This window comes from Vibrio sp. J1-1 (assembly GCF_021728395.1).
Taxonomy (GTDB): Bacteria; Pseudomonadota; Gammaproteobacteria; order Enterobacterales; family Vibrionaceae; genus Vibrio.
Genome location: NZ_JAKKCM010000011.1, coordinates 83,008 through 100,965, shown reverse-complemented (window position 1 = coordinate 100,965; position 17,958 = coordinate 83,008). Strand labels below are relative to the sequence as shown.

The following is a 17,958-nucleotide window of genomic DNA, read 5'->3' as shown; positions in this document are numbered from 1 at the left end:
GGACCATAAATGAAGCCTATCAAACTCACAATGCAAGCTTTTGGTCCCTTTGCAAAAACGGAAACCATCAATTTCGAGAAGCTTGGTAACAACCCTCTATTTTTAATTAATGGACCAACGGGGTCAGGAAAAACGTCGATCCTCGATGCGATTTGTTTCGCGCTTTATGGTGAAACTACGGGCAATGAGCGGCAGGGTATTCAGATGCGGTGTGATTTGGCCAGTGCCGATCTACCAACCGAAGTTACCCTGGACTTTTCACTGCACGGAAAGGTTTACCGAGTTACTCGCGCCCCGGAACAAGAAGCGCCGAAAGCTCGCGGTGATGGTATGACGGTGAGAAAGCACACTGCATCTCTGTATGAACTAGGCGATAGCGAGAAACTGATTACTAGCAAAACCACGCAAGTTAAGAGCGAAATTATCAACATTATTGGCTTATCAGAAACGCAGTTTCGCCAAGTGATGGTACTTCCTCAGGGGAAGTTTCGTGAGTTACTCCTGGCGAGCTCCAAAGAGCGGGAAGAAATTTTCGGCCAGCTGTTCCAGACAGACATTTACAAGAAAATTGAGTACGCACTGAAAGATAAAGCAAGCGCGATCAGTAAAGCGAAAAATGAGTTTGATAATCAGATTCGCGGTGCGTTGCAAGTTGCAGGAGTGAGTTCAGAAGAGGAATTGCTTGAACAGAAAGAACTAGTCTCTGAGCAACTAGAGCAAGAGAAAAAGAGTGAACAAGCTTGTCTAGAGAAGCTAAACAGTATTAAGTCCCAGTTACAAAAAGCGCAAGCATTATCTGCAGAGTTCACTCGCCAAGAGCAAGCCGAGGCATCGTTAAAGTTACATTCAGAAAAAGCAAAAGTAATAAGTGCACGTCAGGAACGATTAGAAAAAGCGAAAAGCGCAAGTAAAATCGAGTTGCAGTATGTTGCTTTACAGAACGCTAAGACGCAATCACAACAGCTAGCCCAGAAGATTACCTCACTTAGCGATAACTTAACTGAAGCTGCGAACGTGGTGACGGGAAAAGAAGCGGAGCTAAAAACCGCAAAGCAAAGTGCTGAACAAGTGCCTCAATTGACGCAATTGCAGTTTAATCTCGAAGGAATGAAAGAAAAGCTGATTGAAAAAGTAGACTTGGAAGCAAAAATCGCGAACGGGTTACAAGAGAAACAGCAATTTGAATCAAAACTGCAGCAATACATCGCTCTAAAAGACAAACTGACTCTAGACGCACAACAAGGGCAGAAGCACTTGGATCAAGCCCGTCTCGATGTTGCTTTAGTTGGTAGTATTGATGCCGAAATCAAGCAAAAGCAACGGCTTTTACAAGATGTTCAAAAACTGTCAGGTTTGAAGCAAGAGCAGGCTAAGCATGATGCTTCAACCAACACCAAGCAACAAAAGCTTGAACAAGCCAAACAAGCCTATGTGACGGAGCAACAGTCAGCTGATCGTTTAGAGCTAAAATGGCACAACGCGCAAGCGGCAGTTTTAGCCCAAAGGTTGCAAACGGGTGAGGCGTGTCCAGTTTGTGGTAGTTGTGAGCATCCTCATCCAGCACAGTTTACTGAAGAAGAGGTAACGAAAGAGCAAGTTCAAACAGCTCGCGCTCAGGAGCGTGCCGCACAAACGTCTTACAATCAGCTTAGTAACCAACTGGAACAACATTATGTTGTCGCTCGACAGTATCAAAAACAAGTGGATGAGCTCTCAGAAGAGCTTGGTGAACATGCTACAACTGAAGCAGTAGAAATTCAGGCGGAACTTAAGTCCGCTAATGAAAAGCTACAGCGTTTGACTGCCATTGATATCGCTCAGTTGGAAAAAAATGTCGAACAGCTTAACCAGCGATGTGTTGTTGGAGAAACAAAGATTAACGAGCTGCAAAATCAAATGGCAGCCAATGAATCTACGATTAAGGCTAATCAGGATCAACTAAATAAATTGCTGGAGAACTTTGAACCGAAATACCGTTCGGTAGAAGTACTTGAGCACGAAATTACTCAAACTAAAGAGCAGGTTAAGCGTCTTAACGAAAGTCTGGATAGTGCACAGACACAACTTCAACAAGCGATATTAGCCAAGTCTAATATTGAAAGTCAGCTAACAACGAACAAGCAATGGTTCGCGGAGTCTGACCAGAAGCTAAACGAAGCACAAACGAACTGGCAAAAGGCACTGAATGAAAGCCGTTTTGAGGATGAAGAAAGTTATCTTCAAAACAAAGCGACGGAAGAAGAGCTGCAATCCTGGCAGCAAGAAATTGATGAGTTTAAGCAAACTCAAATCAAGCTAGAGCAAACATTAAGTGATCTTAAATTAGCCTTACAAGATCTTGAAAAGCCGGATATTGAAGCCATTAACGTTATCTTAAACACTCAACAGCAACATTATGTTGAATCGAGAAACAAGCTCGATTCTGTCCGGTCGATTTTTGAACGACTGGAAAAAGTGCGCAGTGACATAGCGAGTTTGCATGACAAGAACAGCAAGCTAGAAGATGAGTACAAAGTCTTTGGTACGCTTTATGATGTGGCGAGTGGTAAAACAGGCAGTCGTATCAGTTTACATCGTTTTGTCCTAGGTGTGCTTTTAGATGATGTTTTAATCCAATCCTCGCAACGATTAAGTTTGATGAGCAAGGGCAGATACATTCTGGCGCGTAAAACGGAAGGGTTTAAGGGCGCAGCAGGCCGAGGGCTTGATCTCGTCGTTGAAGATGGCTATACCGGTAAAATGCGAGACGTTGCGACGCTTTCTGGTGGTGAATCATTCATGGCGGCACTGGCTTTAGCGCTTGGTCTGTCTGATGTTGTGCAGTCCTATAGCGGTGGTATTCGCTTAGATACATTGTTTATTGACGAAGGTTTTGGAAGTTTGGATCCTGAGTCTTTGGATCTAGCGATCCAAACCTTAGTCGATTTACAGCAAACGGGACGTATGATTGGTGTGATTTCTCACGTATCGGAGCTTAAAGAGCAGATGGCACAGCGAATTGATGTTGAACCGTCGCGTATTGGCTCAACCGTTTCAGTTAAGTCTCAAATGGCGTTAGCTGACTAATCATTATCTCAACCTAATGTACAAGTGCTTTGCTGCTGCGATAGTTAACAAGCAGCAAAGCATCTCTTCTCAAGCATTTTCTTATTCGTACAACATCTACTGGTTCATTTGAGCCGTCTTATCTTTCGTGGTTAATTTAATCACTTAACGACTTGATTGATAAAAATATAAATAAAATGCAGTCAAAACGTTGTTCTGGTCATGATCTCAAGCTATATATTATACGTGTTTCATAGCACATAACTTTCCCGATTAAGTAGTCAGATTCGGGTTCATATTTCGCCTGAAAAGGAGCGTAATTATGGCCATCGGCGACGAACTATCCAGCATAGATTTCGAATCTATGATAGGCGGCCCACTCAATGCAGTGGTTCGCGCGCAAGCCCAGTCAGCACAAACATCCGTAGACTTTATCAAGTCTGTCGGCTTTGAAGCTGAGAGCAATGAACCAACCATGATCACCTTCAGTTATATGAAGGCTGTTGAGGTCAGGAACGAACAAGGAGAAGTCACAGGCACAGAGCCTAAAAAGTACGACCTGACCGTTCCCATTTTAACGATGTTACCTATTCCATTTATCCGCGTGGAAGAAACAACGATTGCATTTAACGCCAAAATTAATTCAGTACAGCAATCAACGACATCTTCTTCACATGACCTTAATACGAAGCTATCAGTAAAAGCGGGTTGGGGACCTGTTTCGGCCAAGCTTAGTGCGAGTTATTCGTATAAGAAATCCACATCTAGCTCATCCAAAATTGAACGGACTTACAGTATGTCCGTGAATGTGCGGGCTGTTCAAGATGAATTACCTGCAGGCACTGAGAAGTTGCTCGGTATTCTTGAAAACTCCATAACTGAAGTTGAGTCAGAGGCTTAAAGCAGTCGATAACACATAAGGAGGTTGTATGTCTGAGTTAAGTGAAGTCTTAGGCGCGTTGATGATCAGTCTGGTTCATGCGCGCAGGCTTGCCGATGAAGAAACCGCAGCGGTTGCCGAATACTATAAGGATCATCCTCTGCTTGAAGGAATGAGTCTCCCGCGAGTGCGGGTTCCAGAGCTAACCATTGATATGCCGTTAACCATCGATAAACAGATCCCTGCGAAAGTCGCAGAGCTCGATAGTCCGCGTGTTTTGCACCAAGCGCTGATGGCTCAGCTAACTAAGTCACTAGACGACGAAGACATACTTAGCCGAACTAAAACCTTTCAAAACAACTTCGACAAAGAGCTGAAACTCGCTCTGGAAAATGTAGCCGAGCGTCAGCGCAGTGGTGACGTTCGGATTACTAAAGAGAGTCTGGTGCGTGCAGTCGATGACGCATTTCAAAAAGCGCTCAAAAAGACGAGCTCTACGCAGGAGATTCCTTTTGACAGGCTTGAATCGGTGAGCAAGCAATTACGTCATCGTATATCTGCGATAGCGTTAAAATCACAATCTATCCCTCCCGCATTAAAGACCACTGTAGTCAGTTCTGAAGTCAAAGAAAGCGCAACGCCACTTAACGCAATTCGCTTAAACATCACAATACGTGAAGAGGGGCTGGAGTGGGCGACCAGCATTGAAAATGGACGAACCAAAAGCAAGCTCATGCCGGAGTGATTATGGAGTCGGTACTAAAAGAAACCATCATTGCAAGGCTAATGTTGCTGCCGCAACTCAGTGACAAATACCTCGCGCAAGCCCCTAGTTATGTTTTAGATGTGGCACTTTGGTTGAAACAAACCGAGCAAAAGCTTGAGCCACTGCGCTGTCCGCTTGTTTCAACTCTTGCATCATTACGCGGACTGTTAGAAGCCTGCGACGATGGTTATCAAGACGATAGGGTCATCAATTCAAGCAGGAGTAAGCGTAAAGGTAAGCGTGCATTGGCCGCGTCGTTATTAACTCGGGCCGATACGATTCTAAACGCGGAGTTGCAACGTATAGACAACAACTTTGCAGAAGTGAATGAGAAACTGGCGCAGCTTATTGCCTTAGTATTTGCAAAACAGCCTTTGCCTATCGTGCAAAATATTACCTCTGCTTACCTTGATTCAATCTGGAAAACACTTGGTGAGCATCAGGAAACCAAATCCATGTACTTGTATCTGCAAGCGCGCATGAGTGCGACCGACAGACGTTACCTGCTAAGTCATTTGCTAATCAACATGATCCCCGAAACCGATTAGAGCTTTAATGAATGGTGCCTTTCTGCGAGTGAGCTTATCGGTTTTTTATTAACGCTATTTTTCATATCAAGAGTTGAGGTAAACATTCATGGCGAGCAACAAAGTTATTAATTTGTTTCTGTATAGCCGCTCACTTATGTAATTCTATGGTTTATAGAGAAAAACGCCGTCTATATGGATAAATTGGCTACAACTATATATTTGATAAATGGACACATGTTCAATTAGTCCGAGTTTGTTATATCTAAAATTGCACTCCAATTGGAGGCATAACGTGAAATAGCATAAAGGACTAACTAATGAACACTACTAAAAAAATGGTTTTAGCTGCCTTAATTTGTATACCAACGTTGGGTACTCCAGCCATGGCTAAAGAACTCGATATCGTTAACATTCCCAAAATTGGTGGTATGCCTTGGTTTAACCGGATGGGCGAAGGTGTAACCGAAGCGGGACAGGAATATAAGATAAATGCCTATCAAGTAGGACCTTCAAGCACTGACGCAACAGCCCAAGTGAAAATTATTGAAGATCTCATCGCAAAGAAAGTGGATGCGATCACCATTGTTCCAAATGACGCTGAAGTATTAGAGCCAGTCTTCCAGAAAGCTCGAAGTGCGGGCATTGCCATTGTAACGAACGAATCTCCAGGACAGCCAAGTGCTAACTGGGAAGTTTCCATTATCGATGATGAGAAGTTCGCGCAAGACTATCTTGAAAAAGTGGCAGAGTTCACCGGTGGTAAAGGTGGTTACGTTATTTATGTTGGCGGACTAACCGTACCACAGCATAACTTATGGGCGGATTACTTCGTTAAATACCAAAAAGAAAAATACCCAGATATGTATGAAGTTACCTCTCGTATGCCTGTAGCGGAAAACATTGACGATTCTCGTCGTACTACTTTGGAATTGATGCGTGCACATAAAGATCTGAAAGCGGTTATTTCATTCGGTTCACAAGGCCCTATCGGTGCGGGCCGTGCCGTTCAGGAGCGCCGTGCCAAGAAAAACGTTGGCGTGTTCGGTATGATGATTCCTTCACAAGCGGCTTCTTTGATTCGTAATGGTAATATCACGATGGGTATTACTTACGATCCTGCAACAGGTGGCTACGCTACAACGAAAGTAGCTGCTGATGTGATTAATGGCGTAGATATCGAACCGGGTTATACGATTAAAAACTTCGGTGCTGCGGAAGTCCGTAAAGACGAAAAATTGATTAAGTTCCACAAAGTTCTGTTTGTTACCAAAGATAATATTGACCAGCTTTATTAAACGATTGCCATGATCAATATCAGCCCCGTACTCAGCGGGGCTGAACAGAATGTTAGTGAGGAAAAATCAATGAAGCCATATCTTAAACTCACCAATATCAGCAAAAATTTTAACGGTTTTTACGCCCTACAGGGAATCGACTTCGATATCTATCCGGGTGAGGTGCACTGTATTGCTGGACAAAATGGCTGCGGGAAATCAACCATTATAAAAGTGATATCGGGAGTTCATCAGCCTGATGCTGGCGGTAAAATTGAAATTGACGGTAAGACGTTTAATGCTTTAACGCCGATTAAGTCTGTACGCGAAGGTATCCAGGTTATCTATCAGGATCTGTCTCTGTTTCCTAATTTAACGGTTGCAGAAAATATTATGATCAACACATATCATCATGATGTATTGCGAAACTCTTCCGAGATGATGCGCCGTGCAAAGGAAGTACTAGATGAAATGCAAGCCTCGATCTGTCCCACTGATTTAGTGGAAGATTTGACGATTTCTAAATGCCAATTGGTTGCGATTGCCAGAGCGTTAGCTGAGAACGCTAAACTGATTATTATGGATGAACCAACAGCCTCTTTGACGCACAATGAAGTAAAACACCTCCTTACTTACGTTAAGTTACTAAAGCAGAAGGGAATTGCTGTTATTTTTGTTAGCCACAAACTTGATGAAGTGATGGAGATTTCAGACCGGTTTACGGTACTAAAAGATGGAAAACATATTGCGACACGGCCAGCCAGCGAGATGACAACTCAGATTTTAGGCGAGTTGATGACTGGACAGAATATCACTTTCACGCCGTTGGCTACCCACTATAGCGACGAAATTATTCTTGAGTGTCGTCATCTCACCAAACATAAACAGTTTGCAGATATTAGTTTTAAGCTACATCGCGGAGAGGTGATAGCAATAACTGGGTTGCTGGGGTCCGGAAGGACAGAGCTGTGTCTGTCACTCTTTGGACTCAACGCACCAGATTCGGGAGAAGTATTACTGGAAGGGCACCCTGTAAGATTCGACAGTAACAGGGACGCGATTGAAGCTGGAATTGGCTATGTGTCTGAGGACAGAATGGGGACAGGATTAGTGATGGAGCAACCCATTGAAGACAATATAAGCAGCACGCAGTTTCGCGCTCTTCAGCCACGGTTTGGATTATTTGAACAGAGTAAAGCCATCAATCTTGTTAATCATTTAATCGAACGACTACGAATCAAAATTGGTTCAGCTTCGGATGCAGTAAATACGTTGTCTGGTGGTAATGCACAGCGTGTGTCTATTGCCAAATGGCTCGCGATTAACCCGAAAGTACTGATTCTCGATTCGCCGACCGTAGGTGTGGACATTGCCAACAAGTCGGGGATTTATCACATAATTGAGGAACTTTCTCAGGCTGGAGTTGCGGTCATTATCGTTACTGATGAAGTGGAAGAAGCATACAACAATAGCCATACCATCGTTGTTGTAGCAGAAGGAAAGGTTAAACAGCAAATGATTACTTCTCAGACGTCACCTGAACATCTTGCGGAGGTGATTAATGGGTAATATCAAACTAGAAAAACTCCTGAAGAAGAACGAATTTCTACTGTTTGCACTCATAGTTGTAATTGCGGCCTTAATTGCATCAATGACACCTGAGTTTCTCACGATTGGTAATGTATACGACCTTCTGAACAACTACGCCATGTTAACCATATTGGCTTGTGGCTTATTTATTGTGTTGATTTCGGGCGGCATTGATATCTCGTTTCCTGCAACCACGATCATCAGCCAATATATTATGGTTTTGGTCATCAACATGATGACTGCCAATTTCGTACTGGCGTTTGTGATATCAGGAACGATAGGTTTGTTGTTAGGGATGGTTAATGCCGTACTGGTTAATAAACTCAGAGTACCTTCAATTATTGTTACCATTTCGACACTCAACGTGTTTTACGGATTGCTATTATTCCTTTCCAAGGGGGAATGGTTGTACAAATACCCGAGGTGGTTTGAAGAAGGCATTACTCTATTCAAGTTCACCGCAGCGGATGGTTATGATTACGGATTAACTTTACCGATGGTCGTTACGTTGATCGTGGTTTCACTTACCTCGTTTATCATGAGCAAGACCAGTATAGGACGACAGACCTATGCTATTGGTGGGAATCACGAAGCAGCATCTCGTGTGGGCTTTAGTACTTTAAAAGTCCAGCTGTTCGCTTATGGCTATTTAGGTTTATTGGCTGGTATTGCAGGTGTGATTCAGTCATATACCATTCTAACCGTTGCACCGGACTCTTTGCTAGGGTACGAACTCACCGTGCTGGCAGCAGTGGTATTAGGTGGTACCAGCATCATTGGTGGGCGAGGGTCTTTGCTGGGAACGGTTCTGGGAGTGGTGCTTATTGCTCTTATTCAGAATGGGTTGAATCTATTGGGGGTTTCTTCCTACTGGCATACGGTGATCACCGGTGGCGTTATTTTAGTCAGTATCAGTACGACAGCTTGGCGTCAAAGAAAACAAGGGGGCACACATGGCTTCAGCGCAGTCTAAGGGAAATTTAGAAAAGTACCTGTTGGTATTACTGGTTCCGATGTGTATCTACTTCAGTATCACTATTCCGGATTTATTCTGGTCTTGGAACAACTTTCTGTCGATATCAGCTCAGATCCCCTTACTGGGTTTTCTGACGTTCGCTATGGCGATTACTATGCTAACAGGAGGGATCAATTTATCGATAATCCCTGTTACCAATTCGTGTGCGTTGGTGATGGCATGGATTGCGGTTAGCTTACCTCCTTCGGTGATGTACTTACCTTTAGTACTTCTTGGAGGGGTTGCTGTAGGTGTATTAACTGGTTTACTCAATGGATTGTTGATTGCGAAAGTACGTGTGTCTCCGATACTGGCAACTTTAGGCACAATGACCTTTATTAATGGCGTGAACATTCTAATCTCTGGTGGTAAAGCGGTGTCTAATTTCCCTGACTATATCCTCAATATTGAGAAGATTCAGGTTTTGGGTGTTCCGTTCCCGATGTTGATGTTCATCGTGACAGCTGTCATTCTGTGGGTAATGTTAGAAAAAACATCGTTTGGTAAGTCTGTTTATATGTTGGGTTCTAACGAAAAGGCGACGTACTACTCGGGCATTAATACCAACAAAATTCTTGTCATTACTTATATCGTGTCATCACTACTGTGTGTCCTAGCCGCTTTAATCATGATGTCGAAATACAATTCAGCGAAGTCGTCTTATGGGGAGTCTTTTCTTTTGGTTACGATTTTAGCTTCTGTATTAGGTGGCTTAAATCCTGACGGAGGTTTTGGTAAAACGTTAGGTATCGTATTGGCACTGGTTTTATTACAGGCAATGGAAAGCGGGTTCAATATGATAGGAATCAGTAACTTCCTGACCATGGCGGTTTGGGGGGCGACTTTAATTCTGTTTATATTTTTACGTAACCAGGACGATAATATATCGCGTTACTTTTCCCGTCTGATGAATAAGAGCAGTGCTCGTTCCGAACGACAGAAAGTATAGTGTTATAGTGTGTGCAGCTTAACTATGCGTTAAATTACATTGTAAAGTTAAAGTTTAACGCTCAAGACTACTAAATCCCCAGCTTTTAAGCTGGGGATTTTTGTTAGAAACAGATTATTTGTTTGCTTTGGACTCATCATATTGTTGTTGCGCGTTCAAAATATCGCCTAAGTTTGACTCAATCCAGTCCACCAATTGTTCAACCTTGTGTGCGACTTCCGTTCCTTTGTCTGTCAGACAATATTCAACGTGTGGTGGAACGACTGGGTGCGCCATACGCAATACAAATCCATCTGCCTCTAATGCTTGTAAGGCTTGCGAAAGCATTTTTTCACTGACACCAGTGATCTTTTTTCGTAGTTCACTGAATCGGTGTGTCCCTCCGAGTAAAGCGAACAACACAAGGACACCCCAGCGACTGGTCACATCTTGCAATATACTGCGAGAAGGGCACTCCTTCGCCAGGACATTTCCTCGGCTAAACTTTTCTGAAAACAAGCTACCCATGTTTTCGCTCATATTTTCAATCCTCTTTCCCGGAAATGACACGATAATCGATACTTACCAAAAAGTACGTACTTACAAAAAGTAAGCTACTATGGCAGATTGTACATAAAAGAGCTCTTCATTAATAGACGAGGAAAAGTACAATGATCGTAGTTACAGGCGCTACCGGCCAATTAGGCCAATTGGTTATCAAACACTTACTGAACAAAATTGAACCTGATCAAATAGTCGCTTTAGTTCGAAGCTTGGACAAAGCAGCTCCGCTCACTTCCTTAGGTGTTCAGGTTCGTCAGGCTGATTACTCAAAACCTGAGACTTTAGAATCTGCATTCGACGGCGTGGCTAAATTACTCCTGATTTCATCGAGCGAAGTAGGTCAGCGTGCCGTCCAACATCAAAACGTTATTAATGCTGCGAAGCAAGCGGGCGTGGAGCTACTTGCGTACACCAGTCTTCTGCATGCTGACTCTTCTCCACTGGCTTTGGCAGAAGAGCACGTCGCAACAGAAGCGTATCTTAAACAGGCCGATGTTCCTCATGTGCTTTTGCGTAATGGCTGGTATACAGAGAACTACTTAGCTAGCGTTGCACCAGCACTGGCCAACGGCGGTTTTATTGGGTGTGCTAAAGATGGAAAAATCAGTTCAGCGGCTCGTGAAGATTATGCCGAAGCAGCGGTGGCGGTGTTGACGAGTGAAGAACCGCAAAGTGGTAAAGTATATGAACTATCAGGTGACGATGCGTATACACTGAGCGAACTGAGCGCGTTAATCAGCAAGAAGTCGGGAAAAGAGATTCCTTACATTAATATGGAAGAAGCGGATTTTGCAAAAGCGTTAGAAGGTGCAGGGTTACCTGGTCCATTAGCTGCTGTTTTAGCGAACTCTGATACTGGAGCATCTCAAGGTGCTTTGTACGACGATAGTAAAACGCTCAGCTCGTTGATTGGTCATCCAACCAAGTCATTAGAGCAATTGGTCGATGATTATCTATAAATAGAGTAATCTTAAAAGCCTAAAAAGCCCCTGAGTAGGGGCTTTCAATGTTTGAAATCACTGTTCGCAGAATTTTCCTTCGTGTGGTGATTGTGTAATAGAGTAGTCACCATCGAGGTTGCGATAAACAATCGTGTTCCAAATCACACCATCATCCATTTCACACTCAATCGCGTAATTCACGCCGCTGACGATTTGTGCATGAACATTGAGAATTTGTTTGAATGATGAAGGCGTATCCATTTCTGTCAGAACAAAAGCCATTGCCTTTTGAACGTCGGGTGTCGACTTAAACATTTTCCACCCACCTGGCATATTTCCCTGACTACTGCATACGTCTGCCGAGGCTGTTATTTCTGTCGTCTCTTCTTCGGGATTGTTTTGTTGGCAACCAACAAGCAATACCAAAAGTGCACAAGCTGACATTGTCTTAAACTTCACAACAATAACCTCAATTTATATCGAAGCGTATTATAAAAGGCTCCTAAGAATAGAAATGTCTATGTTGTGCAAACTTTCGATAGGTAGAGAGTTAATTCGCGGAATAAATAACTGAATTTGTAGGAATGTTTGTAGGAACGATACTTTAACAATAAAAAATATATGTACGATAAGGGATACGCCATGGTACATAAACTAGTAAGGATTTATGATCTGTTTTAGAACTTATGCAGTAAAATCAGTCACTAACTTATATAGGAACTTGTAATGAAAGTAATAAAGTCGCTTCTGTTGCTGTCTGTCGCTGTTTTATTTGGTTGTACCTCGAAGCCTGAAGGTGTTGATCCAGTTCAGAATTTTGAACTGAAACCTTATTTGGGGAAATGGTTTGAAATTGCGAGGTTAGACCATTCTTTTGAGCGCGGATTATCCAATGTAACGGCTGAATATGAACTGCGTGAAGACGGCGGTGTGACGGTAATAAATCGTGGCTACTCACAAGAAGAACAAAATTGGAAGCAAGCAGAAGGTAAAGCGTATTTTGTTGACGACCCGTCAACGGGCCATTTAAAAGTCTCTTTCTTTGGCCCATTTTATTCGTCGTATATCATCTTTGAGCTTGGTGAAAACTATGACTACGCATTCATTTCTGGCTACAATCGAGACTATCTTTGGTTAGTATCACGTCAGCCAGACGTGGACCCAGCAACTCTTGAAAGGTTTAAACAAGTTGCCCAAGAAAAAGGCTTTGACGTTGACGAGCTAATTCTTGTTGAGCAGACTCAATAGCTAAGAGAGTCGATAGAATAATCCCCCGTAATTGGGGGATATGATAGGGCTGTTTAACGCTATTTAATCAGGCGCACCAGTAATGACCCCGCTGCTCGGATAGATTCGACATTGTGGCTAATTATCGTCCCTGAAGTCGGAGCGGTGTAGCGCTTCAATTCGTCACCAAATCCATCATATTGGATTGCAATCAGTTGCCCTTGCTCTACAGTTTCTAAGATACTGACTTGTGGCAGAACAAAACCGCCAAGCTCTGCCCGAACGTTTACAATTTCACAACCTTCCACACAAGAATTAACCGACTCTGGATCACCAGAGAGCAATTCGAACTGTTTAAGAATATTGAAGATACCTGTTACCGTGCGATTGATAAGGGGTTGGTCGGTATAGCGACCCGTACCGACTTCCACGGTGATTGCAGGTACACCCACGTTGTTCCATGCCGTTTCTAATACGCCACTTTCACCTGGATCATCCAAAATGACATCAGGGTTAATATGGCGTGCCATTTTTAACGAGTCTTCAATACGGAAATCTGCAAAGACATAAAGTGGGTAGGCTGCACCACTGGTTTGGGTGTGTAAGTCTATCGCTAAGTCCGCATTAGGCTTTAATAAGTTATTCCATAGTGTGTGCAAGTAGCGGTTCGCTTCATTACCAAACTCGTTGCCGGGGAAGAAACGGTTTAGGTTTGCACGAGCGGCGTCTGGGTCAGGGGAACAAAAGTCTCGGCTTTTATTTAACATGCCGCTTAGGTTGATTCCCGGTACGATGGTTACTGTACCAGCAAGATCAGCGCCAATTAGTTCTCTTGCTGTTTTTTGCGCTGCCAAAACCCCATTGTATTCGTCGCCATGCACACCAGCGGTAATCATCACATTTTTACCTGGTGTTTGACCTTTAAACACGAGTACAGGTAGATGCTGCCATTGCGAAATCGCATTGGTTGCAATACGAAACCAGAACTTATGTTCACCGGATGGGAGGTCTTCGACATCTAAAGCTTGTATTACTTTATGCCCTTGCATTACGTCATCGGAATATATTGTTGCCATTTAAGGTGATCACTCCAAAAAGCATTTGTATTGATGCTTGCTTACTGAATTGGATTCTAATAACCGATAGGGTAAAGAGTACTAGGGGAAAGTACCAGCAGAATTTTTTGCTTGTGCGCCTCGTGCTCGATGTGGCGAGTAGGGGTAAAGTGTGATGAATATCAATTGGTTAGTTGTTCAGCGTAAAACGCAGCCACGTCTCGAAGATCGTCATCATTCAGCATTTTTAATTGGCTTGCCATCATTTCCGCTAAGGGGCCTTGGCGATCACTGTTTTGATAGGATTTCATTGCGTTAAATAGATACTGAGCGTCCTGACCTGCGAGGTTAGGGTAAGCTTCATTTACACTGATGCCAGTCGCACCGTGACAATAGACACAACTGGGTGACTTTATCTTACCTTTGGCTGCGTCACCAGAAGGGTTTGCCATTGTGACGGGAGCAAAGACAACAGAAATAAACAACAGGAATTTTAACATTAGCGAGCTCTTTATGGTGCGAATACTCGCTATAGATTAAAGCTTCCCCTAAGGGGAAGCTCAATGATCAAAATCAAGTTAAAGAAGAGATTTTAAGGTCGATAAGAACCTGGCAATATCTTGTTCTGAAATGTCTTTATGGGTCACAAATCGGACAGGGTTTCCTGGCGTGATAATGATGCCTTGCTGTTTTAGTGTCTCAGCAATGCTCGCGATATCCACTTGAGGCTCTAACTTAGCAAACACAATGTTGGTTTGGACCAAATCAGGATTGACTGAGAACCCAGGGAGTTCTGCTAATCCTTGAGCTAGCGTTTTAGCATTAATATGATCTTGCTTTAGTTGGATAACTTGCTCGGTAATCGCGAGTTTACCTGCAGCCGCTAAGATACCTGCTTGGCGCATTCCGCCGCCAACCATCTTTCTTAGGCGTCGTGCTTTTGCAATGTACTCTTTGCTGCCGAGAAGGAGAGAACCAACAGGTGCGCTGAGTCCTTTTGAAAGACAAATAGTCATTGAATCAAAATACTGCGCAATTTCTTTAACTGGTACATCAAGCGCCACTGCTGCATTAAACACGCGTGCTCCGTCAAGGTGTAACTTGAGGTTGTGCTTGTTAACAAAATTACGAGCTTCTGCAAGGTAGGTAAGTGGTAGAACTTTACCATTTATGGTGTTCTCAAGGCTCAATAAACGCGTTCGAGCGAAGTGCATATCATCTGGCTTGATTGCAGCTGCGAGTTTATCAAAAGGTAAAGTACCGTCGGGATTATTCTCGATAGGTTGAGGTTGAATAGATCCTAAAACCGCCGCACCACCCGCTTCATATTTGTAGTTGTGCGCTTGTTGGCCACAAAGGTACTCGTCTCCGCGATCACAGTGAGCCATCAAACCTAACAAGTTAGCTTGAGTGCCGGATGTGGTAAAAAGAGCGGCCTCAAAGCCAGCCAATTCTGCAGCGTATTGCTCCAGCGTATTAACTGTTGGATCATCACCGTATACATCATCCCCAACAGGCGCTGTAAACATGGCTTCGCGCATGGCTTGAGTAGGTTGAGTTACTGTGTCAGATCGAAAGTCCATGAATATCTCCTTGGTTTAAATATACCCGCAAAGGCGAGCTTTGCTTAAGCAAGCGATGGTTTTAGCATCGGTAATCGTGCCATCGATAATTTTTTCTTCTAACTGCTTAAGTGACAGCGTCACTACTTCAATTACTTCATCATCATCGCATTCATAGCGATTAGTTTCGGTTAGATCCTGTGCGATAAATAAGTATTGGATTTCATCACAGAAGCCAGCTAATGGCGTGACCTGACCGAGTGAAATAAATTTGTCTGCGCTAAAGCCCGTTTCTTCTTCAAGCTCTCTCTTTGCACATGACAAGGGGTCTTCAACACCTTCACGCGTTCCTGCCGGAAGTTCAAGCAACCACTTGTTGAGCGAAGGACGAAACTGATTAACAAGTACGATTTTATCGTTCTCTGTTATAGGCAAGATAACTGCCGCGCCGGGATGATGAATAGTGGTGTGTGTAATTACCTGACCCGTTGGTAGTTCAACGTCTTCTTCTACCAGTGCGATTTGCTTCCATTTATGAATGGTTTTAGTCATGAAGTGATAATCCAAACTATTAAGGCTTGCATGAACATTAACGACAATCGTCGACAAACAAAAGAAAAAGTATGTTTACACCTCAATAACTTGGAAAGAGCAAGCAATTCTGCTGTGTCATTTCCCAGAACTTGTGTTAGTGAGAACTCTTTGCGTTTCGTGTCTGAAACTCATTCTGGAACAACACAGGTTTGCATGCAATCAGTGATGAGCGTCTCATTAATGGGAACTTTGATTGCTAAGCAGTATGGCGAGTAAGCATCTGTTATAAGAGGGGTTAGAATAAATTACACTTGTAACAAAGTGATAACAAATGTATAAAAATGTATATACTGCATCAGTTCAATAGCCGGAGCACTCATGATACAACCCTCTTTTGCATCTAATGCCGATAAAGCACTCCTTTCCGAGCGTATCAATAAGTTGGCAAAAGCGTTGACTGATGGTGTTTACGAACGTGAACATACCATCAAACTTTGCCTTCTAGCAGCCCTTGCTGGTGAAAGCGTTTTTCTTCTTGGCCCCCCTGGTATTGCGAAAAGCTTAATTGCTAAGCGCTTAATTCAAGCGTTTGATAACAGCAGCTATTTTGAATACTTGATGACTCGTTTCTCGACTCCAGAAGAGGTGTTTGGCCCGCTTAGTATCCAAGAGTTGAAAGACAACGGCCGTTATGTCCGCTTGACTGAAGGCTACCTCCCAACGGCTCAAGTCGTTTTCTTAGATGAAATTTGGAAAGCTGGCCCTGCAATCCTGAATACCCTGCTTACAGTAGTGAACGAGAAAACATTTAAAAATGGCAGTGATATAGAGCGTGTACCAATGCGTTTGTTGGTGTCGGCTTCGAATGAACTACCAGATGAAGACAGTGGGTTAGACGCATTATATGACCGTATGTTGGTACGTGTGTTTGTTAACCGTATTCAGAATAAACAGAATTTTAAGTCAATGCTAACCGTGGGTACTTCTCAGGAAGCAAAAATACCAGAAGGCCTGGCGATTACTGACGAAGAATACCACCAGTGGCAACAACAGTTTGATAAGTTGTCGCTGACAGACAATGCCTTCGAAAAGCTGTTCCAGCTCAAGACCATGTTAGAAAGCAAGGTTGAAGCCGAGTTTGGTGATGTCGCGAATACGGACATGTATGTTTCTGACCGACGCTGGAAAAAGGCGGTGAAGCTTCTCAAAGCAAGCGCGTTCTTTAATGGCCGAGATGAGATAAATCCACTCGATCTTTTACTTCTGCAAGATTGTTTGTGGAATAGTCCTGAATCGCGTGATGTTGTGCGTGATGTTGTTCAAGAGTTTGCGCTCAAGCATGCTTTCGATCAGCAAGATGCCGAGCAAGAAATCGAATACTGCCGAGAGTCACTTGTCGATGTACAACACGAGCTCGAAGATACTTATCGTATGACTCTGACATCAGAAGCTCCAACGGGTATTTTGCGTAAAGAAACCATGCGCTTTGATACTTCTCAAGCGAAAAGCTACAAAGTCGGCGAGGCGGTGAACTTAGTGAAACTGGTCATTTTGCAGAGCAACATGTCAGTGTCTGAATCTGAGAAAGGTGATAGCCGCTGGGTGTACGTTCCGAAAGACGAACTAGACCGAGTGATTAAAGACGGCCACGGTGACGTGTACGGTTACGTGAACCAAAACACCAATATGTGCCGCTTGCGCTTTGATATTGATGCAGAAAGCAACTTGGTGATTCGTGACATTGCTAATCGAGGCGTTCTTGTCGGCTTAGTGACGCAAGAAGGCTTAGACATGGAGCGCTACCAAAATTGGCTTGCTCAAAGTGAAAAAGCAGTGAGTCAGTTAAGTGAAGCAGAACATCACATGCGTAAGGTAAAAGCTAACTTTCACGATGCTCTTCCGCACAGTTTTGTCGATCCAGAATTACCGCGTTTAATGGAATCGAGTCTGCAACAGGTCAGCCAAAGGCTTGAATCTATCCAAGCAGAAAGCGAGAAAATTGTTCAGCGCTTTAAGAACTTACAACAGTTTTTCTCGTAAGGAGGCT

General features: G+C 43.4%; 17 protein-coding genes. 11 read left to right on the top strand and 6 right to left on the bottom strand.

The window, feature by feature from the left end:
- The first annotated feature begins 9 nt into the window (after positions 1-9).
- From L3V31_RS17105 to L3V31_RS17070, 8 genes are all read left to right on the top strand, one after another.
- Positions 10-3,066, top strand: coding sequence for an SMC family ATPase (locus L3V31_RS17105; RefSeq protein ID WP_237317710.1), 3,057 nt, complete (start codon positions 10-12; stop codon positions 3,064-3,066).
- Between the two features lie 301 nt (positions 3,067-3,367).
- A complete protein-coding gene (locus L3V31_RS17100; protein ID WP_237317709.1) occupies positions 3,368-3,946 on the top strand; it encodes a DUF2589 domain-containing protein in 579 nt (192 codons plus the stop codon).
- A 28-nt stretch (positions 3,947-3,974) separates the two neighbouring features.
- Positions 3,975-4,670 (top strand): amidase, encoded by a 696-nt coding sequence (locus tag L3V31_RS17095; RefSeq protein WP_237317707.1) that lies wholly within the window; start codon positions 3,975-3,977, stop codon positions 4,668-4,670.
- A 2-nt stretch (positions 4,671-4,672) separates the two neighbouring features.
- On the top strand, positions 4,673-5,239 hold the full coding sequence (locus L3V31_RS17090) for a hypothetical protein (RefSeq protein WP_237317705.1): 567 nt from the start codon (positions 4,673-4,675) through the stop codon (positions 5,237-5,239).
- A gap of 299 nt (positions 5,240-5,538) precedes the next feature.
- Entirely contained in the window at positions 5,539-6,516 is a 978-nt protein-coding gene (locus tag L3V31_RS17085; protein ID WP_237317703.1) for a substrate-binding domain-containing protein, read from the top strand.
- Positions 6,517-6,585: 69 nt separating this feature from the next.
- A complete protein-coding gene (locus L3V31_RS17080; protein WP_237317701.1) occupies positions 6,586-8,064 on the top strand; it encodes a sugar ABC transporter ATP-binding protein in 1,479 nt (492 codons plus the stop codon).
- On the top strand, positions 8,057-9,058 hold the full coding sequence (locus tag L3V31_RS17075) for an ABC transporter permease (RefSeq protein ID WP_237317699.1): 1,002 nt from the start codon (positions 8,057-8,059) through the stop codon (positions 9,056-9,058). Before L3V31_RS17080 ends, L3V31_RS17075 begins: the two co-directional genes overlap by 8 nt.
- Positions 9,039-10,049 carry an ABC transporter permease gene (locus L3V31_RS17070; RefSeq protein ID WP_237317698.1) on the top strand — a complete coding sequence of 337 codons (1,011 nt, stop codon included), beginning with the start codon at positions 9,039-9,041 and terminating at the stop codon, positions 10,047-10,049. Before L3V31_RS17075 ends, L3V31_RS17070 begins: the two co-directional genes overlap by 20 nt.
- A 114-nt stretch (positions 10,050-10,163) precedes the next feature.
- Here L3V31_RS17070 and L3V31_RS17065 read toward each other — a convergent pair whose 3' ends face one another.
- A complete protein-coding gene (locus L3V31_RS17065; protein WP_237317696.1) occupies positions 10,164-10,568 on the bottom strand; it encodes a helix-turn-helix domain-containing protein in 405 nt (134 codons plus the stop codon).
- Positions 10,569-10,699: 131 nt separating this feature from the next.
- Here L3V31_RS17065 and L3V31_RS17060 point away from each other — a divergent pair, with 131 nt between their 5' ends.
- Complete coding sequence (locus L3V31_RS17060) at positions 10,700-11,551, top strand: SDR family oxidoreductase (RefSeq protein WP_237317694.1); 852 nt, start codon at positions 10,700-10,702, stop codon at positions 11,549-11,551.
- A gap of 57 nt (positions 11,552-11,608) precedes the next feature.
- Here L3V31_RS17060 and L3V31_RS17055 read toward each other — a convergent pair whose 3' ends face one another.
- Positions 11,609-11,992 (bottom strand): cystatin domain-containing protein, encoded by a 384-nt coding sequence (locus tag L3V31_RS17055; protein WP_237317692.1) that lies wholly within the window; start codon positions 11,990-11,992, stop codon positions 11,609-11,611.
- 267 nt (positions 11,993-12,259) lie between these two features.
- Here L3V31_RS17055 and L3V31_RS17050 point away from each other — a divergent pair, with 267 nt between their 5' ends.
- Positions 12,260-12,781: a lipocalin family protein gene (locus tag L3V31_RS17050; RefSeq protein WP_237317690.1), complete on the top strand. Its 522-nt coding sequence runs from the start codon at positions 12,260-12,262 to the stop codon at positions 12,779-12,781.
- A 59-nt stretch (positions 12,782-12,840) separates the two neighbouring features.
- On the opposite strand, the gene L3V31_RS17045 is transcribed toward L3V31_RS17050, so the two are convergent.
- From L3V31_RS17045 to L3V31_RS17030, 4 genes are all read right to left on the bottom strand, one after another.
- Positions 12,841-13,836, bottom strand: a complete 996-nt coding sequence (locus tag L3V31_RS17045) for a succinylglutamate desuccinylase/aspartoacylase family protein (protein ID WP_237317689.1) — start codon at positions 13,834-13,836, stop codon at positions 12,841-12,843.
- Positions 13,837-13,997: 161 nt separating this feature from the next.
- Entirely contained in the window at positions 13,998-14,315 is a 318-nt protein-coding gene (locus tag L3V31_RS17040; protein WP_237317687.1) for a cytochrome c, read from the bottom strand.
- Positions 14,316-14,393: 78 nt separating this feature from the next.
- A complete protein-coding gene (gene ltaE, locus L3V31_RS17035) occupies positions 14,394-15,398 on the bottom strand; it encodes a low-specificity L-threonine aldolase (RefSeq protein ID WP_237317686.1) in 1,005 nt (334 codons plus the stop codon).
- A 15-nt stretch (positions 15,399-15,413) separates the two neighbouring features.
- Positions 15,414-15,929: an NUDIX hydrolase gene (locus L3V31_RS17030; RefSeq protein ID WP_237317684.1), complete on the bottom strand. Its 516-nt coding sequence runs from the start codon at positions 15,927-15,929 to the stop codon at positions 15,414-15,416.
- A gap of 360 nt (positions 15,930-16,289) precedes the next feature.
- Between L3V31_RS17030 and L3V31_RS17025 the strand changes: the two genes are divergently transcribed.
- Positions 16,290-17,951: an ATPase RavA domain-containing protein gene (locus tag L3V31_RS17025; RefSeq protein WP_237317682.1), complete on the top strand. Its 1,662-nt coding sequence runs from the start codon at positions 16,290-16,292 to the stop codon at positions 17,949-17,951.
- Positions 17,952-17,958: the final 7 nt, after the last annotated feature.